The organism is Aeromicrobium stalagmiti, from assembly GCF_013283745.1.
In the GTDB taxonomy this organism is placed as follows: Bacteria; Actinomycetota; Actinomycetes; order Propionibacteriales; family Nocardioidaceae; genus Aeromicrobium; species Aeromicrobium stalagmiti.
The window spans coordinates 147,308-169,947 of the sequence record NZ_JABSTZ010000003.1; the positions used below are offsets into that span (position 1 = coordinate 147,308).

At 70.1% G+C, this 22,640-nt stretch carries 23 protein-coding genes; 9 read left to right on the forward strand and 14 right to left on the reverse strand.

All coding sequences use genetic code 11. The features are described 5' to 3' along the window. Positions 1 to 127: 127 nt before the first annotated feature. The 9 genes from HQK15_RS13165 to HQK15_RS13205 form a co-directional block, all read right to left on the reverse strand. Entirely contained in the window at positions 128 to 502 is a 375-nt protein-coding gene (locus tag HQK15_RS13165) for a metal-sulfur cluster assembly factor (RefSeq protein WP_173491942.1), read from the reverse strand. After that, positions 499 to 981 (reverse strand): Fe-S cluster assembly sulfur transfer protein SufU, encoded by a 483-nt coding sequence (gene sufU / locus HQK15_RS13170; protein ID WP_173491943.1) that lies wholly within the window; start codon positions 979 to 981, stop codon positions 499 to 501. Before sufU ends, HQK15_RS13165 begins: the two co-directional genes overlap by 4 nt. Positions 982 to 992: 11 nt before the next feature. Further along, positions 993 to 2,249, reverse strand: coding sequence for a cysteine desulfurase (locus HQK15_RS13175; protein ID WP_173491944.1), 1,257 nt, complete (start codon positions 2,247 to 2,249; stop codon positions 993 to 995). After that, entirely contained in the window at positions 2,246 to 3,022 is a 777-nt protein-coding gene (sufC, locus tag HQK15_RS13180) for a Fe-S cluster assembly ATPase SufC (protein ID WP_173491945.1), read from the reverse strand. Before sufC ends, HQK15_RS13175 begins: the two co-directional genes overlap by 4 nt. A gap of 2 nt (positions 3,023 to 3,024) precedes the next feature. Continuing rightward, the gene (locus HQK15_RS13185) at positions 3,025 to 3,345 is read right to left on the reverse strand and encodes a non-heme iron oxygenase ferredoxin subunit (protein WP_173491946.1); all 321 of its coding nucleotides are present in this window, start codon (positions 3,343 to 3,345) and stop codon (positions 3,025 to 3,027) included. After that, a complete protein-coding gene (gene sufD, locus HQK15_RS13190; protein WP_173491947.1) occupies positions 3,342 to 4,505 on the reverse strand; it encodes a Fe-S cluster assembly protein SufD in 1,164 nt (387 codons plus the stop codon). The genes HQK15_RS13185 and sufD overlap by 4 nt, the downstream gene beginning before the upstream one ends. Further along, positions 4,502 to 5,947 (reverse strand): Fe-S cluster assembly protein SufB, encoded by a 1,446-nt coding sequence (gene sufB, locus HQK15_RS13195; RefSeq protein WP_173491948.1) that lies wholly within the window; start codon positions 5,945 to 5,947, stop codon positions 4,502 to 4,504. Before sufB ends, sufD begins: the two co-directional genes overlap by 4 nt. Next, positions 5,944 to 6,660: a helix-turn-helix transcriptional regulator gene (locus HQK15_RS13200; RefSeq protein ID WP_173491949.1), complete on the reverse strand. Its 717-nt coding sequence runs from the start codon at positions 6,658 to 6,660 to the stop codon at positions 5,944 to 5,946. The genes sufB and HQK15_RS13200 overlap by 4 nt, the downstream gene beginning before the upstream one ends. Positions 6,661 to 6,806: 146 nt before the next feature. Continuing rightward, positions 6,807 to 8,120, reverse strand: a complete 1,314-nt coding sequence (locus HQK15_RS13205) for a DUF2786 domain-containing protein (protein ID WP_173491950.1) — start codon at positions 8,118 to 8,120, stop codon at positions 6,807 to 6,809. 77 nt (positions 8,121 to 8,197) lie between these two features. Here HQK15_RS13205 and HQK15_RS13210 point away from each other — a divergent pair, with 77 nt between their 5' ends. Further along, positions 8,198 to 9,241, forward strand: coding sequence for a DNA polymerase domain-containing protein (locus HQK15_RS13210; RefSeq protein ID WP_173491951.1), 1,044 nt, complete (start codon positions 8,198 to 8,200; stop codon positions 9,239 to 9,241). Between the two features lie 17 nt (positions 9,242 to 9,258). Here the strand turns inward: HQK15_RS13210 and HQK15_RS19140 are convergent, their stop codons facing one another. Next, the gene (locus tag HQK15_RS19140; protein ID WP_173491952.1) at positions 9,259 to 10,188 is read right to left on the reverse strand and encodes a diguanylate cyclase; all 930 of its coding nucleotides are present in this window, start codon (positions 10,186 to 10,188) and stop codon (positions 9,259 to 9,261) included. 85 nt (positions 10,189 to 10,273) lie between these two features. On the opposite strand from HQK15_RS19140, the gene HQK15_RS13220 reads away from it, so the two are divergent. Beyond that, positions 10,274 to 11,053 carry a GTP pyrophosphokinase gene (locus HQK15_RS13220; RefSeq protein WP_367649174.1) on the forward strand — a complete coding sequence of 260 codons (780 nt, stop codon included), beginning with the start codon at positions 10,274 to 10,276 and terminating at the stop codon, positions 11,051 to 11,053. Positions 11,054 to 11,200: 147 nt separating this feature from the next. Here the strand turns inward: HQK15_RS13220 and HQK15_RS13225 are convergent, their stop codons facing one another. Next, positions 11,201 to 12,286: an ATP-dependent DNA ligase gene (locus HQK15_RS13225; protein WP_173491953.1), complete on the reverse strand. Its 1,086-nt coding sequence runs from the start codon at positions 12,284 to 12,286 to the stop codon at positions 11,201 to 11,203. A gap of 50 nt (positions 12,287 to 12,336) precedes the next feature. Between HQK15_RS13225 and HQK15_RS13230 the strand changes: the two genes are divergently transcribed. The 5 genes from HQK15_RS13230 to HQK15_RS13250 are packed head-to-tail and all read left to right on the forward strand — an operon-like array spanning position 12,337 to position 16,432. After that, positions 12,337 to 13,257, forward strand: a complete 921-nt coding sequence (locus HQK15_RS13230) for an ABC transporter ATP-binding protein (RefSeq protein WP_367649175.1) — start codon at positions 12,337 to 12,339, stop codon at positions 13,255 to 13,257. Next, on the forward strand, positions 13,254 to 14,027 hold the full coding sequence (locus tag HQK15_RS13235) for an ABC transporter permease (RefSeq protein ID WP_173491954.1): 774 nt from the start codon (positions 13,254 to 13,256) through the stop codon (positions 14,025 to 14,027). Before HQK15_RS13230 ends, HQK15_RS13235 begins: the two co-directional genes overlap by 4 nt. Before the next feature lie 4 nt (positions 14,028 to 14,031). Next, positions 14,032 to 14,931 (forward strand): COX15/CtaA family protein, encoded by a 900-nt coding sequence (locus HQK15_RS13240; protein ID WP_173491955.1) that lies wholly within the window; start codon positions 14,032 to 14,034, stop codon positions 14,929 to 14,931. A gap of 4 nt (positions 14,932 to 14,935) precedes the next feature. After that, positions 14,936 to 15,694, forward strand: a complete 759-nt coding sequence (locus HQK15_RS13245) for an inositol monophosphatase family protein (RefSeq protein ID WP_367649176.1) — start codon at positions 14,936 to 14,938, stop codon at positions 15,692 to 15,694. A 57-nt stretch (positions 15,695 to 15,751) separates the two neighbouring features. Further along, a complete protein-coding gene (locus HQK15_RS13250; RefSeq protein ID WP_173491956.1) occupies positions 15,752 to 16,432 on the forward strand; it encodes a DUF6989 domain-containing protein in 681 nt (226 codons plus the stop codon). A gap of 3 nt (positions 16,433 to 16,435) precedes the next feature. Here HQK15_RS13250 and HQK15_RS13255 read toward each other — a convergent pair whose 3' ends face one another. From HQK15_RS13255 to HQK15_RS13265, 3 genes are read right to left on the reverse strand one after another with little or no spacing between them, the layout of a single operon-like run. Beyond that, entirely contained in the window at positions 16,436 to 16,801 is a 366-nt protein-coding gene (locus HQK15_RS13255; RefSeq protein WP_173491957.1) for a DUF1330 domain-containing protein, read from the reverse strand. After that, complete coding sequence (locus HQK15_RS13260; protein ID WP_173491958.1) at positions 16,798 to 18,312, reverse strand: GNAT family N-acetyltransferase; 1,515 nt, start codon at positions 18,310 to 18,312, stop codon at positions 16,798 to 16,800. The genes HQK15_RS13255 and HQK15_RS13260 overlap by 4 nt, the downstream gene beginning before the upstream one ends. A 2-nt stretch (positions 18,313 to 18,314) precedes the next feature. Then, on the reverse strand, positions 18,315 to 19,259 hold the full coding sequence (locus tag HQK15_RS13265) for a heme o synthase (RefSeq protein ID WP_173491959.1): 945 nt from the start codon (positions 19,257 to 19,259) through the stop codon (positions 18,315 to 18,317). An 87-nt stretch (positions 19,260 to 19,346) separates the two neighbouring features. Here HQK15_RS13265 and tkt point away from each other — a divergent pair, with 87 nt between their 5' ends. Continuing rightward, positions 19,347 to 21,518 carry a transketolase gene (gene tkt, locus HQK15_RS13270; protein WP_173491960.1) on the forward strand — a complete coding sequence of 724 codons (2,172 nt, stop codon included), beginning with the start codon at positions 19,347 to 19,349 and terminating at the stop codon, positions 21,516 to 21,518. A 32-nt stretch (positions 21,519 to 21,550) separates the two neighbouring features. Beyond that, positions 21,551 to 22,639: a transaldolase gene (gene tal / locus HQK15_RS13275; protein WP_173491961.1), complete on the forward strand. Its 1,089-nt coding sequence runs from the start codon at positions 21,551 to 21,553 to the stop codon at positions 22,637 to 22,639. The last annotated feature ends 1 nt before the right edge of the window (position 22,640 follow it).

The window sequence follows — 22,640 nt, forward strand, 5'->3', positions numbered from 1 at the left end:
CCAGTCTAAGCCACCGCTGACGAGAGGGTTGCCGCCCCATGAGGAGACCGTTGGTGCCGTTGGTCACAGCCCTGCAGGGCGAAAACCCTCTCCTCGAGGGGCGGGAGCGCTCTCGTCAGCGAACCGGTCAGCCGATGTTGAAGCCGAGGGCGCGCAGCATCTCGCGGCCGTCGTCGGTGATCTTGTCGGGGCCCCACGGCGGCATCCAGACCCACTCGATGCGGAAGTCGTTGACGATGCCGTCGAGCGCCGCGCGGGTCTGGTCCTCGATGACGTCGGTCAGCGGGCAGGCCGCGGACGTCAGCGTCATCGAGAGCACGGTGTTGCTGTGCTCGTCGACGTCGGCGCCGTAGACCAGTCCGAGGTCGACGACGTTGATGCCGAGCTCGGGGTCGACGACGTCCTTCATGGCCTCGAGGACGTCTTCCTTGGTCGTCGCGCCGGCCGGGGCCGAGGCTGCTGCAAGATCGACCTCGGGGAGGTCGGAGTGATCGGTGGTCATGCGGGATCTCCCGTGGTTGACGCTGATGGGGTGGACGCGTTGTTGGTGACGAGGGCCTGCGAGACGGCGTCCTTCCAGGCCATCCAGCCGAGCAGCGCGCACTTCACGCGCGCCGGGAACTGGGCGACGCCGGCGAAGGCGATGCCGTCCTCGAGGACGTCCTCGTCGGGCTCGACCTTGCCCTTGCCCTGCATGAGCTCGGTGAAGGTGTCGAGCACCGCCATGCCCTCGTCGACGCTCTTGCCGATGATGAGGTCGTTGAGCACCGAGACCGAGGCCTGGCTGATCGAGCAGCCCTGCGCGGCGTAGGACACGTCGGACACGGTCTCGCCGTCGAGGTGCACGCGCAGCGTGATCTCGTCGCCGCAGGTCGGGTTGACGTGGTGGACCTCGGCCTCGAAGGGCTCACGCAGTCCGGCACCGTGCGGGTGCTTGTAGTGGTCCAGGATGATCTCCTGGTAGAGCGAGTCGACGTTCACCAGATCTCCCCTCAGGCTCCGAAGTACTTCTTCGTGTGGTGCAACGCCTCGACCAGCGCATCAATTTCCTGCTCGGTCGTGTAGAGGTAGAACGACGCACGTGTCGTCGACTGCACCCCGAACCGCAGGTGCAGGGGCTTGGCGCAGTGGTGGCCGGCCCGCACGGCGACGCCGCGCGAGTCGAGCAGCTGCGAGACGTCGTGCGGGTGCACGCCGTCGAGCGTGAAGCTGATCGCTCCGCCGCGGTCGACGGCCTCCTTGGGACCGATGACCGTCAGCCCGTCGATCTCCTGCATCGCACCCAGCGCGTAGGCCGTGATGGTCTGCTCGTGCGCGGCGATCTCGGCCATGCCGATCGAGCTCAGGTAGTCGACCGCTGCACCGATGCCGACGGACTCGGCGATCGGCGGCGTGCCGGCCTCGAAGCGTGACGGCGGCGCGGCGTACGTCGAGCCCTGCATCGTGACCGTCTCGATCATCTCGCCGCCACCGAGGAACGGCGGCAGCTCGGCGAGGAGGTCGTAGCGGCCCCAGAGCACGCCGATGCCCGTCGGCCCGACGAGCTTGTGACCCGTGAACGCGACGAAGTCGGCGCCGAGCGCGGCCACGTCGACCGGGATCTGCGGGACGGCCTGCGACGCGTCGACCACGACGAGCGCGCCGACCGCGTGCGCCTTGGCGATCACGACGTCGAGCGGGTTGATCGTGCCGAGCATGTTGGACACCCAGGTCAGCGAGACGACCTTGGTGCGCTCGGTGATCAGGGTGTTGATGTCGTCGAGGTCGAGTCGGCCCTCGTCGGTGACGCCGAACCAGCGGAGCGTCGCTCCGGTGCGCTGGGTCAGCTGCTGCCACGGCACGATGTTGGAGTGGTGCTCCATCTCGGTGATGACGACCTCGTCGCCGGCACCGACCCGACCCGCGTCGCCCAGCACGCGGGCCACGAGGTTGAGCGCCTCGGAGGCATTCTTGGTGTAGACGACCTCGTCGCGGCTCGGGGCGCCGATGAACGCCGCCACCTTGTCGCGACCGAGCTCGAAGGCCTCGCTCGCCTCGGCACCGAGCTGGTGCATCGCCCGGGCCACGTTGGCGTTGTGGTGCCGGTAGTGGTCATCGATCGCGTCGATGACCTGCCGCGGCTTCTGCGAGGTGTTGGCGCTGTCGAGGTAGACCAGGGGGAGGTCGCCGGACAGACGACGGCCCAGGATCGGGAAGTCCCCCCGGATCCTCGCCACGTCGTACGTGGTCGTGCCCTCGACGACGGTCACGCCGGTGTCACTGCCTCTGCCGCGGCCTTGACGTACTTGTCGTAGCCGTTGGCCTCGAGCTCGTCGGCGAGCTCGGGTCCACCCTGGTCGGCGACGCGACCGGCGACGAACACGTGCACGTAGTCGGGCTTGATGTAGCGCAGGATGCGCGTGTAGTGCGTGATGAGCAGCACGCCGCGGTCACCCTGCTCGCTGAAGCGGTTGACGCCCTCGGAGACGACCCGCAGGGCGTCGATGTCGAGGCCGGAGTCGGTCTCGTCGAGCACCGCGAACTTGGGGTTGAGCAGCTCGAGCTGCGCGATCTCGTGGCGCTTCTTCTCGCCGCCGGAGAAGCCCTCGTTGACGCTGCGCTGGGCGAAGTCCTTGTCGAGCGTGACGCGCTCGAGCGCCTCGTTGACGTCCTTGACCCAGGTTCGGAGCTTGGGCGCCTCGCCGTCGATGGCCGTCTTGGCCGTGCGCAGGAAGTTGGCGACCGAGACGCCGGGGACCTCGACGGGGTACTGCATCGCGAGGAACAGGCCGGCGCGGGCGCGCTGGTCGACCGTCATCGACAAGATGTCGACGCCGTCGAGGGTCACGCTGCCACCGGTGATGTTGTACTTCGGGTGACCTGCGATGGAGTAGGCGAGGGTCGACTTGCCCGAGCCGTTGGGGCCCATGATCGCGTGGACCTCGCCGGTCTTGACGGTCAGGTCGACGCCCTTGAGGATCTCCTTCTCGCCCTCCTCGGTGGTGACCGAGACGTGCAGGTCCTTGATCTCGAGTGTTGCCATGTTCAGCTCCTGGGGGTGGAGAGATCGACCATCACGGTGTCTCCCTCGATCTGGGTGGAATAGGTCGGGACGGCCTCGGTGGCCGGGTAGTTGAGCGGCTTGCCCGTGCGGACGTCGAAGCGTGATCCGTGCAGCCAGCACTCGATCTCGCAGCCCTCGACATCGCCCTCGGACAGCGGGATGGACGCATGCGAGCACTCGTCGCGGATCGCGTAGACGTCGTCGCCGTCGCGCACGAGGGCGATCTCCTGGCCGTCGACCTCGACTGCCAGGGCACCCCCGTCCGGGACGTCGGCGAGTGGCGCCGCCTGTACGAACGTCACAGCTCGAGACGTCCTACGTGCTCGGCGAGCTCCTCCTCGATCGACTCGGTGAGTCGCTCCTGGAGGGCCGGGACGCCGATGCGGCGGATGATGTCGTTGAAGAAGCCATGGACGACGAGGCGACGTGCTTCCTCGGCGGGAATGCCGCGGCTCTGCAGGTAGAACAGGTGCTGGTCGTCGAAGCGGCCGGTCGTGGACGCGTGACCTGCACCCTCGATGTCGCCGGTCTCGATCTCCAGGTTGGGCACCGAGTCGGCCTTGGCGCCGTCGGTCAGCACGAGGTTGTCGTTCTGCTCGAACGTCTCGATGCCCTCGGCCTCCTTGCGGATGAGGACGTTGCCGATCCAGACCGTGTGGGCGTCCTGCCCCTGCAGCGCGCCCTTGTAGAGGACGTCGCTCTTGGTGCGGGGCGCCGTGTGGTCCGCGAAGAGGCGGTGCTCGATGTGCTGGCCCTGGTCGGCGAAGTAGACGCCGAGCATCTCGACGCTGCCACCGCTGCCGACGTAGTCGGCCGAGGTGCTGGCGCGCAGCACGTCGCCGCCGAGCGAGACCGCGACGTGCTTGAACGTCGCGTCGCGCCCGACCCGGGCGTGCTGGGTGACGACGTGCACGCTGTCGTCGTTCCAGTCCTGGACCGTCACGAACGTCAGCTGGGCGCCGTCCTCGAGGACGACCTCGATGTTCTCGGCCCAGGTGGCCGATCCGACGTAGTCGACAATGACGACCGCGCGGCTGAACCGTCCGGCGCGCACCAGCAGGTGGCCGGCGCCGGCCTTCTCGACTCCCCCGCCGTGCAGGCGGATCGTCGTGGGCTGCTCGACCTCGGCGTCGGCCGGGATCGTGACCTCGAACACCGACGTCGCGGCGTCCCAGGCGCGGGCGGAGACCCGGTCGACCGGGACGTAGCCGGAGACTCCGCGGGCGGAGTCGGCGGCGGGCACCGACACGGCGGTCACCTCGGGTGCGGAGTCGACCTCGATCTTGACGTCGCCGCCGTCGAGCGGGGCGTCCTTGTGCAGGTCGCGGAGGCGCTTGAGCGGGGTGAACCGCCAGATCTCCTCACGACCCGTGGGGATCTCGTGGTCGGCGAGGTCGAACGACCCCTCCGGGTGCAGGTGGCTCTCGACGGGAGCCAGCTCCAGGGCTTCTGCGATGCTCATCCGACAGCACCCTCCATCTGCAGCTCGATCAGGCGGTTGAGCTCGAGGGCGTACTCCATCGGCAGCTCGCGCGCGATCGGCTCGACGAATCCACGGACGATCATCGCCATGGCCTCGTCCTCCTCCATGCCGCGCGACATGAAGTAGAAGAGCTGGTCGTCGCTGAGCTTGGAGACCGTGGCCTCGTGGCCCAGGGTCACGTCGTCCTCGCGGACGTCGACGTACGGGTAGGTGTCGGAGCGGCTGATCTGGTCGACGAGCAGCGCGTCGCACTTGACCGTGCTGGCCGAGCCCTCGGCGCCCTCGAGCACCTGCAGGAGGCCGCGGTAGGACGTGCGTCCTCCGCCACGGGCGACCGACTTGCTCAGGATCGAGCTCGACGTGTTGGGCGCGGCGTGGACCATCTTGGCGCCGGCGTCCTGGTGCTGTCCCTCGCCGGCGAAGGCGATCGACAGCGTCTCGCCACGGGCGTGCTCGCCCATGAGGTAGACGGCGGGGTACTTCATCGTGACCTTGGAGCCGATGTTGCCGTCGACCCACTCCATCGTGGCGCCCTCTTCGCAGACGGCGCGCTTGGTGACGAGGTTGTAGACGTTGTTCGACCAGTTCTGGATCGTCGTGTAGCGGACGCGGGCGCCCTTCTTGACGATGATCTCGACGACCGCGGAGTGCAGCGAGTCGCTGGAGTAGATCGGCGCGGTGCAGCCCTCGACGTAGTGCACGTACGAGTCCTCGTCGGCGATGATCAGCGTGCGCTCGAACTGGCCCATGTTCTCGGTGTTGATGCGGAAGTAGGCCTGCAGCGGGATGTCGACGTGGACACCCTTGGGCACGTAGATGAACGAGCCGCCCGACCACACGGCCGAGTTGAGCGCGGAGAACTTGTTGTCGCCGACCGGGATGACGGTCGCGAAGTACTCCTGGAAGATCTCCGGGTGCTCCTTGAGCGCCGTGTCGGTGTCGAGGAACAGGACGCCCTGGGCCTCGAGGTCCTCACGGATCGAGTGGTAGACGACCTCGGACTCGTACTGGGCGGCCACGCCGGACACGAGGCGCTGCTTCTCGGCCTCGGGGATGCCCAGGCGGTCGTACGTGTTCTTGATGTCCTCGGGCAGGTCGTCCCACGTCGCGGCCTGCTTCTCGGTGGACCGCACGAAGTACTTGATGTTGTCGAAGTCGATGCCGCTGAGGTCGGAGCCCCACGTCGGCATCGGCTTGCGGCCGAAGAGCTTCAGGCCCTTGAGGCGCAGGTCGAGCATCCACTGGGGCTCGCTCTTGAGCGCCGAGATGTTGCGGACGACGTCCTCGCTGAGGCCGCGCTGGACGTTGGCGCCGGCGTCGTTGCCGTCGGACCAGCCGAACTCGTAACGGCCGACGTCCTTGAGGCCCGGGTTGGCTTCCTCGATGGCGTTGGGTGCATTGGTGTCTGACGTGGTCGTCATGACGGCAACCTCTCTGCAGTGGGGGAACTCGTGGTGTCTGGGGTGTGAGGCAGGTGCGTCGTGCACACGCCGTCGCCGTGGGCGATCGTCGCGAGCCGTTGCACGTGAGTGCCGAGCAGCCGAGCGAACATCTCGGTCTCGGCCTCACACATCTGGGGGAACTCCTCGGCCACGTGGGCGACCGGGCAGTGGTGCTGGCACATCTGGGCGCCGGCGGGGGTGGTGCTGACGGAGGCCGCGAAGCCGTCCTTGCTCAGCGCCTCGGCGAGCACGCGGGGGCGCTGCACGGGGTCGGCGGTCTGGAGCAGCGGGCGGTAGCGCTCCTCGAGGTCGACCAGGCGGTGGCGGGCGAAGGCCATGACGGCCTCGTCCCCTCCGGTCTCGGCGAGGTAGCGCAGGGCGCCGGCGGCGAGCTCGTCGTAGGCATGGGCGAAGTGGTCGCGGCCGGAGTCGGTGATGACGAAGACCTTGGCGGGACGTCCGCGGCCGCGCTGGCCGGTGATGCGCTGGTCGCGCGCCTCGAGCACGCCGTCGGCGAGCAGCTGGTCGAGGTGACGACGCACCGCGGCCGGCGTTAGGCCGAGCTGGACGGCGAGGTCGGCAGCCGTCGACGGGCCGTTCTCGAGGATCGTCGTGGCCACGCGCTCACGGGTCGGCGCGTCGTCCACTGCCGGGTCGGCAGCGGGCGCGTCAGGCGACCCGTTGTATTTCACAAGACAAGTGTGCCTTTAATCGCCAAACGCTTTCAACGAAGGTCAACCTTAGTGAGCGCGGCCTCTTCGCCGGTCCTAACGACGTCTTCCGTGGCGTTGGAGACCGGGCCGGACGCCGTCGTGACACGCGTCACGTGGGCGTGTCGTCAGGACTCGACCATGCCCGAGGGCAGGACGGCCGCGTCGGCGGCGCGAAGACCCTCCTCCCACCCCCGGGCGTCGAACCGGGTGCGGCGCGACCCGGTGGTGACGTGAGGGAAGAGTCGCTCGAACTCCTCGTCGATCGCGGCGGCCTGGCGCCTCAGGACGGGCAGGAGGCCTCCCCCGTAGTCGGCCACCGCCTCGTCCGTCGACGCGGTGAGACGCTCGCCGATGCGCGACGCGTAGGCCGTGAGGAAGGCCTTGCGGAACGCCGTCGACCGGTCGGGACCCGACCGCCCGGGTACCTGGCCGGCGTGGGTCATGGCAGTGGTCGCCTGCACGAGGGTCGAGGTGAACAGCATCTCGACCTGCACGAGGTCGGTCGGGACGCCGACGATCGTCATGCAGCTCGCGAAGTCGTTCCAGACCGCGCGCGTGCGGTTGGCCCGGGCGACGACGTCGAGAAGTCCCGCCTTCTCCATCGCGTAGGGGTGGTGGATCAGCACCCGGACGCCCTGGACCACGAGCGACTCCCCCGCCTCGTCGGCCAGCAGCGCCTCGTCGATCGAGTGACGGGTCATGAGGTCCTGGGCCTTGGCGGTGAACGCCTCGGCCTCGGCGGTGAACTCCGTGGACTCGGCCTTGGCCAGCAGCGCGCGGACGCGGGTGAGGGTCTTGGCCTGGGCCCCGGTGGGCCGCGGCGAGGACGATGCGACCCGGTGCGGTCGCCCCCACCCGGACGGGGGCGGCATGAGCAGCTGCGACCGGGGCAGCCGCCGGACGAGGTCGAGCACCGTGAGCGCGGCGACCCAGTCGGCGGTGGAGGCCTGTCCGCGCAGCGCCAGCAGATCATCGGCGCCCTCGAGTGCACCGTGCCGCGACGCCACGATGCGCAGCTGCTCGACCCAGGCCTGCGGCGCGCGACGCTCGGCCGCCGACCGGTCGGCCTCGATCAGCACCGCCTGGGCGATCCAGCGTGCGGCCGGGGCCGACGTACGGCGACGGGTGGCGTGGACGAGCTCGAGCGGCTGCCAGCCGTGCTCCCACGCAGCGCCGATCCGGGCCAGCACCTCGTCGACGACCAGCCGTGCCGGATCGAGCGCCGGGTCGTCGGCGGCGGCACCGATGTCGTTGAGCGTCGCGATCCGCGGGCCGGCGACCTGGGCCGAGACGAGGGCGTGGCGCACGGCCACCTCGACGAGGGTCATGATCTCCGCCCGGGACAGCGCGGTGCGTCCCGTCGCGGGAGGTGCGACGCGGGCCGATCGCGGGTGCGCCTGCCGTCTGGCGTCGCGGCGTCGTCGGCTGTCCTGTCCCATGACCCCATCCTTGCAAGGTCTGGCGACAACGACGAGCGAGCATCCACAGGGGCCTGTCGCCGTCCTAGAGTGTCGTCATGGCGAGCGACGCGGTGCACATCGACGCAGGGGGCCGGCAGGTACGGGTCTCGAGCCCGACGCGGGTGATCTACGAGGCGACCGACTTCTCCGCCGAGGTCACCAAGGTGATGGTCGCCGAGTACTACGTCGCCGTCGCCGACGGGCTGATGCGGGCGCTCCGCGAGCGTCCGGTCGCGCTGGAGCGCTGGCCCAAGGGCATCCGCGAGGGGATGGTCATGTCGACCCGTTCCGACGGGCACGGCGACGCCTTCTATCAAAAGAGGATGATGCGCGGCGCGCCCGACTACGTCGAGAGCACCCGCGTGCTGTTCCCCTCCGGACGTCCTGCCGACGAGATGTGCATGACGGAGGTCGCGGTCGCCGCGTGGGCGGCGCACATGGGAGCGGTCACCTTTCACCCCTGGCCGACGCGGCGCGCCGACAACGACCGCCCCGACGAGCTGCGCATCGACCTCGACCCGTTCGGCACCGCCACGTTCGCCGACGCCGTGCGCGTCGCCGCGGTCGCGCGGGACCTGTTCGCCGAGCACGGCATCCGTGCCTTCGCCAAGACGAGCGGCAAGCGCGGCGTCCACGTCTATGCCCGCATCGAGCCGTCGTGGACGTTCACGGACGTCCGGCACGCCGCGATCGCCTTCGCCCGCGAGCTCGAGCGCCGCACCGACGGGGTCACCACCCACTGGTGGAAGGAGGAGCGGGGCGACAACATCTTCATCGACTTCAACCAGAACTGCCGCGACCGCACCATCGCCTCGGCATACAGCCTGCGTCCCTCCCCCGGCGCCACCGTCTCGATGCCGGTGACCTGGGACGAGCTCGCGGCCCTCGACGACCCGCGCGCCTTCACACTGCACACCGTCCCGGCCAAGCTCGCCACCGACGGTGACGCGTGGGCCGAGATCGACGACGTCGCGCACTCCCTCGACCCGCTGCTCGAGCTGTGGGCGGCCGACCCGACCGAGATGCCGTACCCGCCGGAGTACCCCAAGATGCCGGGCGAGCCGAAGCGGGTGCAGCCCAGCAAGGCGAAGAAGGACTGACTCCGCCAACGGCCGGGTCAGCCTCTCAGCGGTGGCCCGCCCTGCCAGCGACCGCGACCTGCGTGCTTGGCGTCGTACATCCTGCGGTCTGCCTCGCGCATCAGTGCCGCAGCCGTGAGGCGTCCTCCACGGGTCGAGGGGCCCGTGACGACCACGCCGACGCTGCCGCCGACCGACATCGGCTCGGCGACGTCGGGCAGGACGAGGTGCTGCCCCAGCACGTCGACCAGACGATCGGCCAGGTCGCCGACCTCGTCGGGTCCGGTGATCTCGGGGCAGAGCACGACGAACTCGTCGCCGCCGACCCGTGCGACCACGTCGGTCTGACGCACGGCTGATCGCAGGCGGGCCGCCACCTCGACGAGCAGCACGTCACCGGCCGCATGGCCGTGCTGGTCGTTCACCGGCTTGAAGTGGTCGAGGTCGATCATCAGCAGGGCGATGGCCGATCCGTTTCGAGCGCGGGCGGTCACCGCCTGCTCGAGGCGCTCCTCCAGCAGGGCGCGGTTGAACAGGCCGGTCAAGGCGTCCGTCGTGGCTCGGCGCGCCATCTCCGCGTGCGCCGCGGCGAGCTCCCGCTCGGCCCGCACCCGGGGCGACACGTCGACCACCAGGACGAAGAAGCCGTTGACCTGCTCGGATTCGTCGATGTCGGGGATGTAGTAGGCCTGCGAGAACCTCAGGACCCCGGACGCGTCGACGATCTCGCGGTCGAACAGCTGCGGCTCCCCTGCGAGTGCTGCCTTGATGAACGGGAGGTTCTTGGCGAACAGGTCCTCGCCGATGACCTCGCGGATGTGCAGTCCCAGCATCTGCTCCGGCGACATGCCGAACCACTCGACGTACGCGTCGTTGGCCAGGACGTTGAGCAGGTCGCGATCCCAGTAGCCGACCATGGCCGGGATGTTGTCGACCAGGGTGCGGAGAAGACGCGCGGTGTCCTTCACCCGGCCAATGTAGGGCTGCGAAGGTGCAGCAGCGGCCGAGAGACCTCACAGCCGCGTCATGGACACCCTGTCTAGAGTGACACTCGTGGACCCCACGCCTGCACGGATGGATCTCGGCCGTCTCATCGAGCAGCCCTCCGGCGACTTCTCGTCCGAGGAGTCCCAGCAGCTCCGCCAGGACTTCACGCGTTTCATGATGCGATACAAGTTCGGCATGGAGGAGATCGTCACCAAGCTGTCGATCCTGCGTGACGAGTTCGCCCACCTCCACGACACCAACCCCATCGAGAACATCTCGTCGAGGCTCAAGAACCCCGACAGCATCCTGGAGAAGATGGGCCGCAAGAACTGCGAGCCCACCTTCGAGTCGATCACCGAGAAGATCACCGACATCGCAGGGGTGCGGGTGACCTGCAGCTTCGTGTCGGACGTCTATCACGTGTTCGAGCTGCTCACGAGCCAGTCGGACGTCAACGTCGTCGACATCCGCGACTACATCACCGACCCCAAGCCCAACGGCTACCGCAGCCTGCACGCCCTGATCGAGGTGCCGGTGTTCATGAGCGACGGCGAGGTGCCGGTGCTCGTGGAGGTGCAGATGCGCACGATCGCGATGGACTTCTGGGCGAGCCTGGAGCACAAGATCCACTACAAGTACCGCGAAGAGGTGCCCGAGTCGCTGCTCGAGGGCCTGCGACAGGCGGCGGAGACCGCCGGCGAGCTCGACACGACGATGGAGCGCCTGCACACCGAGGTCAAGACCGCCGGTGAGCTGTCGGTCGAGCTGCAGCGCAAGCTCCGCGCCTCGGGCGACGTCGTGCCCGACGAGGCCTTCGTCGAGCGTCTCCGCGGCCTCTCCCCCTAGCCGGGGCGGTGGATCCTCCACCCCATCGTGCCCCGACCCCGCCGCGGCGGTGGAAGCTCAACCTCAAGGACCGCCAGAAGGTTGAGCATCGACCTGCGATGGCAGGGTGAGGTTGCAGATCCACCTGCAGCGGGGCGTGACGCTGCGTCAGGTCAGGATGTCGCCGAGGTCGTACTTCGCGACCTCCTCGAGCTGCTCGTACGTGCAGCTCTGCGGCTCGCGATCGGGCCTCCACCGCTTGAACTGTGCGGTGTGGCGGAAGCGGTCGCCCTCCATGTGCTCGTAGCCGACCTCGGCGACGAGATCGGGCGAGAGCGTCACGAACGACAGGTCCTTGGTGCCGGTCCACCGACTCTGACCGCCGGGCAGCCGCGACGACGCCTGCGCGTCCGCGTCCTGCCACTGACCCCATGGGTGATCGGCCGTGTCGACGACCAGTGGCGCGAGCTGCTCGACCAGCTCGGCGCGTCGGACGTCGGAGAACGACGCCGCGACGCCCACGTGCTGCAGCCGTCCGTCGTCGGCGTAGAGGCCCAGCAGCAACGAGCCGAGCAGCGGACGTTCGGCGGTGGACGTCTTGTGCAGCCGATAGCCGGCGACCACGACGTCGGCGGTGCGGGCGTGCTTGATCTTGAGCATCGTGCGGCCGTTGGGCGCGTACGCCTTCGCGAGCGGCTTGGCGACGACGCCGTCGAGCCCTGCCCCCTCGAAGATGCCGAACCACTCCTCAGCGACCGAAGCGTCGGTCGTCGTGCGGGTCACGTGGATCGGCGCGGAGGCCGACGCCAACGCCTCCTCCAGCCGCGCACGGCGTACGGAGAACGGCTCGTCCATCAACGACTCGTCGCCCAGCGCCAGCAGGTCGAACGCCACGAACGACGCCGGGGTCTGCTCGGCCAGCATCGTGACCCGCGAGGCTGCCGGGTGGATCCGCTGCGACAGGACGTCGAACTCCAGCCGCCCCTCGACGGCCAGGAAGATCTCGCCGTCGAGCACGCACCGATCGGGCGTCTCGGCCAGGACCGCCTCGACGATCTCGGGGAAGTAGCGGGTCAGCTCCTTGGTCGACCGGCTCGCCAGCGCGACCTCGTCGCCGTCGCGGAAGACGATGCAGCGAAAGCCGTCCCACTTGGGCTCGTACGACAGCCCGCCGTCGACCGAGTCGGCAGCCGGCACGCCCTTCACCGACTTCGCCAGCATCGGCTTGACCGGCGGCATCACGGGGAGATCCATGCAGCACAGCCTAAGACGAGCGGCGTTCGTGCGACACCTACACTGGATGGGTGAACCAGCCCGCCGTCGAGGTCATCGACCTCGTCATGCGATACGGCTCGGTCACCGCCGTCGACGGCCTCGACCTCGCGGTGGAGCTCGGCACGGTCACCGCGATCCTCGGCCCCAACGGCGCGGGCAAGACGACGACGATCGAGACCTGCGAGGGATTCCGCACGCCGCAGAGCGGCACGGTGCGCGTCCTGGGTCTCGACCCCGTCGCCGAGGGGCACCTGCTGCGCCCCCGGGTCGGCGTGATGCTGCAGTCCGGCGGCGCGTGGTCGGGCGCGCGCTCGTACGAGATGCTCCGCCACATCGCCTCGCTGCACGCACACCCGCTCGACGTCGACCTGCTCATCGAGCGCCTCGGCATGGGCTCGTACGGGACGACCCCCTATCGCCGGCTCTCCGGCGGCCAGCAGCAGCGCCTGAGCCTGGCGATGGCGGTCGTCGGTCGACCCGAGCTGCTGTTCCTCGACGAGCCGACCGCAGGCCTCGACCCCGCCGCACGCCGCTCGACGTGGGAGCTCATCGCCGAGCTGCGCTCCAGTGGCGTGACCACGGTGCTCACGACCCACTTCATGGACGAGGCCGAGGCGCTGTCCGACCTGATCCACATCGTCGACGCCGGCAAGGTCATCGCGTCGGGCACCCCCGCGGCCCTCGCGTCGTCGGGCGCCAAGAACACCGTCCGGTTCACCGCCCGTCCGGGCCTCGACATCGAGAACCTCATGCTCGCGCTCCCCCACGACACCAAGGTCGACGAGATCAGCCCCGGCTCCTACGTGATCGCGGGCGAGGTCGACCCCGAGCTGCTCGCGACCCTCACGGCGTGGTGCGCCGGGCAGGGCGTGCTCACCGAGTCGCTGCTGGTGGAGCGTCAGACCCTCGAGGACCGGTTCCTCGAGCTCACCGGGAAGGCCCTGCGATGAGCCTCGACCTGAGCCCGCGTCCCGGCTCCGCGCCGCGGTCGGCGATGCTGCGCGCCCAGACCGTGATGGAGCTGCGCCTGCAGTGCCGCAACGGCGAGCAGGTGCTGCTCACGATGGTCATCCCGCTGGTGCTGCTCATCCTGGGAGCCAAGGCCAACCAGGTCGTCGACCTCGGGCCGGGCCGCACGATCGACATCATCACGCCCGGCATCCTCGCGCTCGCGGTGCTGTCGACCTCGTTCACCTCGCTGGCGATCGCGACCGGCTTCGAGCGCCGCTACGGCATCATCAAGCGCCTCGGCGCCTCTCCGTTGCCGCGCTGGGGCCTGCTGTTCGGCAAGGTCGGCGCCGTCGTGATCGTCGAGGCCGTCCAGCTCTCGGTCCTGTCGGGTGTCGGGCTCCTGCTCGGCTGGGAGCCCCACGGCGGACTCACCGCCTTCGGCCAGGTGCTGCTGCTTGTGGTGCTCGGCACGGCGGCCTTCGGCGCCCTCGGCCTGCTCATCGCCGGCACGCTGCGCGCCGAGGCGACGCTCGCAGTCGCCAACCTCGTCTACGTCCTCCTCCTGGTCGGCGGCGGGCTGCTGGTGCCGCTGAGCCGCTACCCGGAGGCCGCCCGTCACGTGCTCGAGCTGCTGCCGTCGGGCGCGCTCGGGCAGGGTCTGCGCGACACGTTCGCCGGCGACGGCCCCACCGCCTTCACCACCGTCGTGCTGCTGCTCTGGACGGTGTGCGCCAGCCTGTTGGTCTCGAGGACGTTCAAGTGGGAGTGATCTGATGGCAGTGACACTGGGCCTGCGCGACCCCGACCGCACCGCCGTCGAGCGGTGGGCGTGGGCTGCGGTGGTGGCCAACACCGTGATCGTGCTGACGGGCGGGCTGGTCCGCCTGACCGGCTCCGGCCTCGGCTGCCCGACGTGGCCCAAGTGCACCGACGAGTCGTTCGTGCCGCACCGCGAGCTCGGGCTGCACGGCGTCATCGAGTTCGGCAACCGCATGCTCACGTACGTGCTGATCGCCGTCGTCGTCGCCACGTTCGTGGCCGTGTGGCGCTGGTCGGGCACCAGCCGCGAGCTGCGCCGCCTGACAGCCCTGATCGCCCTCGGCGTGCCGTTCCAGGGCGTCATCGGCGGCATCACCGTGCTCACCGACCTCAACCCGTGGATCGTGTCGCTGCACCTGATCCTCTCGATGCTGCTGATCGCCGCGTCGATGCTGCTGGTCGTCCGCGTCCGCGGCGAGGAGGGGCGTCCGTCCCGCGGCCCGCTCGTGCTGGCGACCTACCTGTCGGCCTGGGTCACGGTCTACCTCGGCACCGTGGTCACCGGATCCGGACCGCACGCGGGCGACGACGAGGCGCCCCGCAACATGCTCGACCCCCAGGTCATGAGCCACGTCCACGCGGTCAGCGTCTATGTGCTCGTGGCGCTGACGCTCCTGCTGATCTGGCGCTCGACCGGCCGCGTGCGGTCTGCCGCGGTCGTCCTGCTCGTCGTCGAGCTCGCCCAAGGCGTCATCGGGTTCGTGCAGTACTTCACCGACCTGCCGATCGCGCTCGTCGCGACGCACCTGGTCGGCGCGGCCGTCCTGGTGGCCGTCGCCACGCGCCTGCTGCTCACGCCGGACGACGCGGCACCCGCGACTCCCCTGCCCCGCGACCACGCGACGAAGGTCTGAGCCCGTGGACGACCTCCGCCTCGCCGAGCAGCTCGTCACCGAGGCCGGGGCTCTCGCTGCCACGATGCGCGCTGCGGGGCTCGACGCCCAGCAGAAGACGTCCGTCAGCGACGTGGTCACGGCGGCCGACCACGCCGCCGAGGAGCTCGTGACGACGACGCTGCAGCACGAGCGTCCCGACGACGGCATCCTCGGCGAGGAGGGCACCCAGCACGACGGCACCACGGGTCGCCGTTGGGTCATCGACCCCGTCGACGGCACCTACAACTTCTTCTCCGGCCTCGCCTACTGGTGCAGCGCCCTGGCGCTCGAGGACGCCGACGGCACCGTGCTCGGGGCGGTGCACCAGCCCGTGACCGGCGAGACCTGGCTCGGTGGACGTGATCACCCCACCACGCTCGACGGTGTCCCGGTCACCCGGCTCGTCGACCGCCCGCTCGCCGAGTGCAGCCTCGCGACCTACGTCCACCCGACGACGCTCACCGACCCGGACGTCCGTGAGGTCTGGCTCGCGATCGTCGGCGGCGTCGCGACACCGCGGATGCTCGGATCGGGCTCCTGCGACCTCGCCGGTGTCGCCGGCGGCCGCGTCGGGGTGTGGGCCCAGCACTCGTGCCCCGACTGGGACTGGCTCCCCGGCCAGGCGCTCGTCCGCGCGGCGGGCGGTCGGGCCGAGGTCGTCGAGCATCGCGGACACCGGTGGCACGTCGCCGGCAACGCCCGGGCGGTCGGCGAGCTGCTCGACCTGCTCCTCGGCGCCTGACACCTGATCTCCGCGTCTCCCGTTGCCACGGGTCCGTGGTGCCCCTACGGTTCGTCTGTGTCCTCCACGCTCACCGCCACGCGCCACGGCCTCGGGCCCGTCGTCGCCGTCCATGTCGCCCTCGGACTCGCCGGAGCGGTGGTGCTCTCGCTCGACGCCCCCGCGAAGGGCTGGGGCGTGCTGCTCACCGTCGTGGCGTACGTCGTCGCGCTGCAGGTCGCGTGCCGTCGCGCCGGACGTCCCGACCTGGCTGCGCTGGCCGCGTTCCTCGTGGCGGTCTCGGTCTTCCAGGTGCTGCCCGACTGGGTGCTGGCCGACCTCGTCGGCACGTTGCGGTTCCCTGACACCGGAAGCATCCGGGTCGACGACGTCATCCCCGTGGCGATGGCGGGGATGTGGGTCGCGCCGCTCTTCGTGGCCGTCGCGCTCGCGGGCGGGCACCCGGGTCGGGCCGCGCTGCTGGCAGCCGTCGTGTTCCTCGGCAGCGAGCTCGCAGCACCGGGGCTCGGGCTGTGGGAGCCGACGGGAGACACGCATCGCATCGCCGGCGTCGCGGTGTACGTCCTCCCCGCCGAGGCCGCCCTCGGCTGGGCGACCGCCTACGCGTTCCGCGAGACCCGCGACCGCGGGGTCGCGCAGCGGATCGCCGCGGCGCTGGCCGTCTCGACGTTCTACCTCGGTGCGCTCGTGCTCGCGCACTTCCTCATCGACGTGGCCGGCTGGCGGCTCACGGCGTGACCGTCAGCGGCCGCGCGGCGAGGTGGCCTGCAGCACCGCGTCGGACAGCGCCTCGGTGCGCAGGTGGGTGATGGCCTGGTAGTCCGGGTCGGCGACCATCGCGCTGAACGCCGCCCGGCTCGGGTACTCGACCAGCAGCACGGCGTCCCAGTCGAAGCCGTCGGGCGCGACCAGCGCCGTCGAGGTGTCGCCGATGTAGACGACCCGTCCGCCGACCTTCTGCAGGAACGGCAGGATCTCGCGGGCGTACTCGTCGTAGGACGGCCGACCGGTCGGCGTGAACTTCAGCAGGTTGAGCATGACGACCGGGCCGCCGCCGTCCTCGGCGAGATAACGCTTCAGGTCGTGTCCGGTGGGGTCGACGCTCATGGGCTCTCCTGGGTGGTGTCGGTGCTGCGGGTCTGATCGAACCACCGATCGGCCTCGATCGCATAGACCCACCGTCGCCCCGGCCACTCGGTGAGTGACCAGAGCTGGCGGCGCTGGGGCAGGTAGGTGATGTCCTCGGGGCCCGTCGGCAGCACGCCGCGGTGCCGGGTGAACGCCCCGGGCGAACCGACCCACAGGTCGCCCGGCAGGCCCTCGCCGTTGCTGGACGTCACGACCCAGCGCCCGTCGGCGACCACCGCGCCCTGCATGCGGGCGACCTGGCGGTCGTGCATCTCGGTGGCGACCGACGTGCCTCGGTCGTCGCTGCGCAGCAGCCCGGTCCCGCGGTCGATCGCATAGCTGATGAGCCGGTGGCTGCCGCCCTTGCGGCCGTACTCCCCCGCCACCAGGTGGTCGTCGGTGCCGGCGCGGTCGAGCGACATGAACGAGTAGGTCAGCGGCCCGGCGCCGGAGTCGTGCTCGGCGGCGTAGACCGTGAGCTGCGGCAGGACGTAGCGATATCCCGCGGCGCGAAGCCTGTTGCCCACCCGGACGAGGTCGTCGAGGCGGAACACCCGGATGCCCGACGAGCTGCCGGCCACGAAGAGGTGGTCGCCGTACCAGACGATGCCGCCGGCGTGGATCTTGACGCGGCGCAGCCACAGGAACCCCCAGCGACGCCGAGGCTCCACCAGCAGGACGTGGCGGTAGCGAGGTGGCTGGTCGTCGTGCCAGTCGATCACCGAGAGGCGCGACCCGAGCCGTCGACCCAGACGACCCTTGCCGTACCAGCTCGCCAGCACGACGTCGTGGCCCTCGAACATGCCACCGGTCGGCTCCGGGCCGTAGGCGTCGGCCGACGTCGTGATGCCCTGCGGGAACCACCGCTCGGTGGTCTGGTCGTCGTGCTGCCACGCCATGCCGTACGCCGCGGCCTCGGCCGGCACGTCGGTGTGGCTCGCCGTGCGGTTGAGGTCGGACAGCACGCCGCGCAGCCCCACCTGCCTGAACCGGCCGAGGAACGTCGTCGCGAACCTCAGGTCGGCCGACCTCACCAGCCGGTAGGGCACCCGCGGCCGCACCATGTGTCGACAGCCCTCGTGGTCGACGCCGTCCTGCAGGACGAAGCCGGCTGCCTCGTAGGCCGTGATCGCCGGGGTGTTGCCGTCGATGACCCGCAGGCTCAGCTCGCGACCTGCGGCCCACCGCACCACCGCAGCGATCAGCCCGCGGCCGATGCCCTGGCGCCTCGCCTCGGGTGCCACCCACATCGAGATCAGGGCGACGCGGTCACCCTCGACGTCGCCGGCGGCCATGCCGACCGGCACCCCGTCGTCGTAGGCCACGAAGCACGGCCCGTCGGCGATGCGCGACCGCCAGCGATCCTCGGTGTCGGCGTCGCCCGTCCACATCACCGTGGACGACGAGAAGGCCGCCGGATCCTCGCGCAGGGACCGCTGCCGGAGCAGACGCCAGTCGGCCCAGTCGTCGGGCTCGAGCTGCCGGATCACGCCTAGCGCAGGAACGGATCGACCGCTGCGGCGACGAACAGCAGCGCGAGGTAGGCGTTGGAGTAGTGGAACAGGCGCATCGGCTTGAGGACCGACAACTCCTCGGTGTCCTGGGCGCGCGACTTGAGGTCGTAGGCCTCGATCAGGAAGACGATGCCCAGCACGATCGCGACGGCCGGGTAGAACCAACCCGTCGGCGTGAGCGGCCACAGCAGCAGCGACGTGCCGACCATGACCCACGTGTAGATGACGATCTGGCGAGCGACCTCGGCCGAGCCGACGACCGACGGGAGCATCGGCACGCTGGCCGCGGCGTAGTCCTCGCGGTAGCGCATCGCGAGCGACCAGAAGTGCGGCGGCGTCCAGAAGAACACCACGAGGAACAGCACGACCGGCGCCAGGGCGAGCTCACCGGTGACGGCGGTCCAGCCGATCATCGCCGGGAAGCAGCCGGCGGCGCCGCCCCACACGATGTTCTGGGTCGTGCGGCGCTTGAGGATCATCGTGTAGCCGATGACGTAGAAGACGTTGGCCGCCAGCGCGAGGCCGGCCGAGAGCCAGTTGACCCAGAAGCCGAGGATCGCGGTCGACACGACGCCGAGCACGAGCCCGAAGATCAAGGCGTTGCGCGTCGGGATCTGGTGGCGGGCCAGCGGGCGACGCGAGGTGCGGCGCATCAGCTGGTCGATGTCGGCGTCGACGACACAGTTGAGCGCGTTGGCGCTTCCGGCCGACAGCGCACCTCCGACGAAGGTCGCGATGACGAGCCAGAACGACGGGACGCCCTGCTCCGCGAGGAACATGACAGGCACCGTCGTCAGGAGCAGCAGCTCGATGATGCGCGGCTTGGTCAGGGCCACATAGCCCTTGACGACATCGCTGAACGAGGGAGATGTGGGTACGTCCGCAGGGTGGGCGGAGTTCACATCAACGGCAGTCACGTGCATCAGTCTAAAGGACGCGAGTAGGCTCGGCGTGACGGCCTGCGAAGCCCGTCGACCACCATCGTCGAACGACCCTCAGGAGCCACCGCTGTGACGTCCGAAACCCCCGCGCTGGAGTGGACAGACACCGACAAGAAGGCCGTGGACACCGTCCGTCTCCTGGCCGCCGACGCCGTGCAGAAGGTCGGCAACGGTCATCCCGGGACGGCGATGAGCCTGGCCCCCGTGGCCTACCTGCACTACCAGAAGCTGATGCGCCACGACCCGAGCGATCCGCACTGGGTCGGCCGTGACCGGTTCGTGCTGTCGTGCGGCCACTCGAGCCTCACCCAGTACATCCAGCTCTACCTCGCTGGCTACCCGATGACGCTCGACGACCTCAAGAGCCTGCGCACGTGGGGCAGCCAGACCCCCGGCCACCCCGAGTACCGCCACACGCCCGGCGTCGAGGTCACCACCGGTCCCCTCGGCCAGGGCATCGCCAACGCGGTCGGCATGGCCATGGCGGCCCGCCGTGAGCGTGGCCTGCTCGACCCGAGCACCGGCGCCGGCGAGAGCCCGTTCGACCACCACGTCTACGTCATCGCCTCCGACGGCGACCTGCAGGAGGGTGTCTCGGCCGAGGCGTCGTCGCTCGCGGGCACGCAGCAGCTCGGCAACCTGACGCTCCTGTGGGACGACAACCGCATCTCGATCGAGGACGACACCAACGTCGCGTTCACCGAGGACGTCGCCGCGCGCTACGAGGCGTACGGCTGGCACGTGCAGACCGTCGACTGGACCAACGGCGGCACCGGCTACGCCGAGGACGTCCAGGCCCTGTGGGACGCCTACCAGGCCGCCGCGGCCGTCACCGACCGCCCGAGCTTCATCCGCCTGCGCACGATCATCGCCTGGCCCGCCCCGACCGCCCAGAACACCGGCGGCTCGCACGGCTCGGCCCTCGGCGACGACGAGATCAAGGCGACCAAGACGCTGCTCGGCTTCGACCCCGAGAAGACGTTCATCGTCGACGACGACGTCATCGAGCACACCCACGGCGCCCGCACCCGCGGCGAGCAGGCCCACGCCGAGTGGCAGTCTTCCTTCGACGCGTGGCGCACCGCCTCGCCCGAGGGTGCGGCACTGCTCGAGCGCCTCGCGTCGCGCGACCTGCCCGAGGGCTGGGACGCCGACCTGCCGGTCTACGAGGCCAGCGAGAAGGGTGTCGCGACCCGCGTCGCGTCCGGCGAGTTCCTCTCCGCCGCCGTCGCCGGCCTCCCCGAGCTGTGGGGCGGCTCGGCCGACCTCGCCGGCTCCAACAACACGACGCCCAAGGGCGAGCCGTCGTTCCTCCCGCCCGAGCGCTCGACCGCGAAGTTCCAGGGCGACTGGTACGGCCGCGTGCTGCACTTCGGCATCCGCGAGCACGCCATGGGCGCGATCATGAACGGCATCGTCCAGCACGGGCTCACGCGCCCCTACGGCGGCACGTTCCTCGTGTTCAGCGACTACATGCGCCCGTCGGTCCGCCTCGCGGCCCTGCAGGAGCTGCCGGTCACCTACGTCTGGACGCACGACTCGATCGGTCTCGGCGAGGACGGACCGACGCACCAGCCGGTCGAGCACCTCGCCGCGCTGCGGGCGATCCCCGGGCTCGACGTCATCCGTCCGGCCGACGCCAACGAGACGATCGAGGCGTGGCGCACCATCCTCGGCCACACCGACCGTCCGTCCGCCCTCGCGCTGAGCCGGCAGAACCTGCCGACGTTCCCGCGCGGCACCGACGGCTGGGCCACGGCCGACCAGACGGCCAGGGGCGCCTACACGCTGATCGATGCCGACGGCGAGCCCGACGTCATCTTGTTCGGCACCGGGTCCGAGGTGCAGATCGCGGTCAAGGCCCGCGAGCTGCTCGCCGCCGAGGGCATCGCTGCCCGGGTGGTCTCGATGCCGAGCCGCGAGTGGTTCGAGGAGCAGGACGCCGCCTACCGCGACGAGGTCATCCCGCCGTCGCTGCGGGCGCGCGTGTCGGTCGAGGCCGGCATCTCGCTCGGCTGGCGCGACGTGGTCGGCGATGCCGGTCGCATCGTGAGCCTCGAGCACTTCGGCGCCTCCGCCGACTACCAGACGCTCTACGACAAGTTCGGCATCACCGCCGACGCCGTCGTCGCAGCTGCCAAGGACTCGATCGCGGCTGCCGCCGGCGAGCCCTCCGCCCCGTTCCACGCCCGCCCGTCAGGACCTGTCGGCCCGGGTGACAACGCAGACGCGCCGCACTGACCTGACGCGCTGATCCTCACGAAGGAGCACACATGAACGACCGTCTCAAGGCCCTCGCCGACGCGGGAGTCTCCATCTGGCTCGACGACCTGTCCCGCGAGCGCATCGAGACCGGCAACCTCGCCGAGCTCGTCGCGGAGTCCGGCGTCGTCGGCGTCACCACGAACCCGTCGATCTTCGCCGCGGCCCTGTCCAAGGGCGAGAAGTACGCGCCGCAGGTCAAGGAGCTCAAGGAGTCCGGCGCCGACGTCGCCACGACCGTCTTCGAGCTGACGACGACCGACGTCCAGAACGGCTGCGACATCCTCAAGCCGGTCTTCGACGCGACGAACGGCGTCGACGGTCGGGTCTCGATCGAGGTCGATCCCGACCTCGCCCGCGACACCGAGGGCACCATCAAGCTCGCGCACCGCCTCTGGGAGCGCGTCAGCCGGCCCAACCTGCTGATCAAGATCCCCGCGACCGTCGAGGGCCTCCCGGCCATCACGGCAGCCATCGCCGAGGGCATCAGCGTCAACGTCACGCTGATCTTCTCGCTCGAGCGCTACCGCGGCGTGATGGACGCCTACCTGACCGGTCTGGAGCAGGCGGCCGCCGCCGGCCGCGACCTGTCGACGATCCACTCGGTCGCATCGTTCTTCGTCAGCCGCGTCGACACCGAGGTCGACGGCCGTCTGCCCGACGACAGCCCGCTGCGGGGCACCGCGGCGCTCGCCAACGCCCGCCTGGCCTACGAGGCCTACGAGGACGTCTTCGGCTCCGACCGCTTCACCGCGCTCGAGGCCCAGGGCGCCAACGCGCAGCGTCCGCTGTGGGCGTCGACCGGCGTCAAGGACCCCAACCTGCCTGACACGCTCTACGTCACCGAGCTCGTCGTCGCCAACACCGTCAACACGATGCCGGAGAAGACCCTCCAGGCCGTCGCCGACCACGGTGAGATCATCGGCGACCGCGTGCACGGCACCTATGAGGAGTCGCGCGACGCGATCGCGGCGCTCGAGCGCGAGGGCATCTCGTACGACGAGGTCGTCAAGCTGCTGGAGGACGAGGGCCTCGAGAAGTTCGAGACCTCGTGGAACGAGCTGCTCGAGACGGTCGCCGCCGAGCTCGACAAGGCCTGAG

Excerpts from the sequence above, each read along its gene's own strand:
- HQK15_RS13165 (WP_173491942.1), bottom strand. The coding sequence starts at position 502 with ATGACCACCGATCACTCCGACCTCCCCGAGGTCGATCTTGCAGCAGCC.
- sufC (WP_173491945.1), bottom strand. The coding sequence starts at position 3,022 with ATGGCAACACTCGAGATCAAGGACCTGCACGTCTCGGTCACCACCGAG.
- sufD (WP_173491947.1), bottom strand. The coding sequence starts at position 4,505 with ATGAGCATCGCAGAAGCCCTGGAGCTGGCTCCCGTCGAGAGCCACCTG.
- sufB (WP_173491948.1), bottom strand. The coding sequence starts at position 5,947 with ATGACGACCACGTCAGACACCAATGCACCCAACGCCATCGAGGAAGCC.
- HQK15_RS13205 (WP_173491950.1), bottom strand. The coding sequence starts at position 8,120 with ATGGGACAGGACAGCCGACGACGCCGCGACGCCAGACGGCAGGCGCAC.
- HQK15_RS13210 (WP_173491951.1), top strand. The coding sequence starts at position 8,198 with ATGGCGAGCGACGCGGTGCACATCGACGCAGGGGGCCGGCAGGTACGG.
- HQK15_RS13225 (WP_173491953.1), bottom strand. The coding sequence starts at position 12,286 with ATGGATCTCCCCGTGATGCCGCCGGTCAAGCCGATGCTGGCGAAGTCG.
- HQK15_RS13235 (WP_173491954.1), top strand. The coding sequence starts at position 13,254 with ATGAGCCTCGACCTGAGCCCGCGTCCCGGCTCCGCGCCGCGGTCGGCG.
- HQK15_RS13240 (WP_173491955.1), top strand. The coding sequence starts at position 14,032 with ATGGCAGTGACACTGGGCCTGCGCGACCCCGACCGCACCGCCGTCGAG.
- HQK15_RS13255 (WP_173491957.1), bottom strand. The coding sequence starts at position 16,801 with ATGAGCGTCGACCCCACCGGACACGACCTGAAGCGTTATCTCGCCGAG.
- HQK15_RS13265 (WP_173491959.1), bottom strand. The coding sequence starts at position 19,259 with ATGCACGTGACTGCCGTTGATGTGAACTCCGCCCACCCTGCGGACGTA.
- tal (WP_173491961.1), top strand. The coding sequence starts at position 21,551 with ATGAACGACCGTCTCAAGGCCCTCGCCGACGCGGGAGTCTCCATCTGG.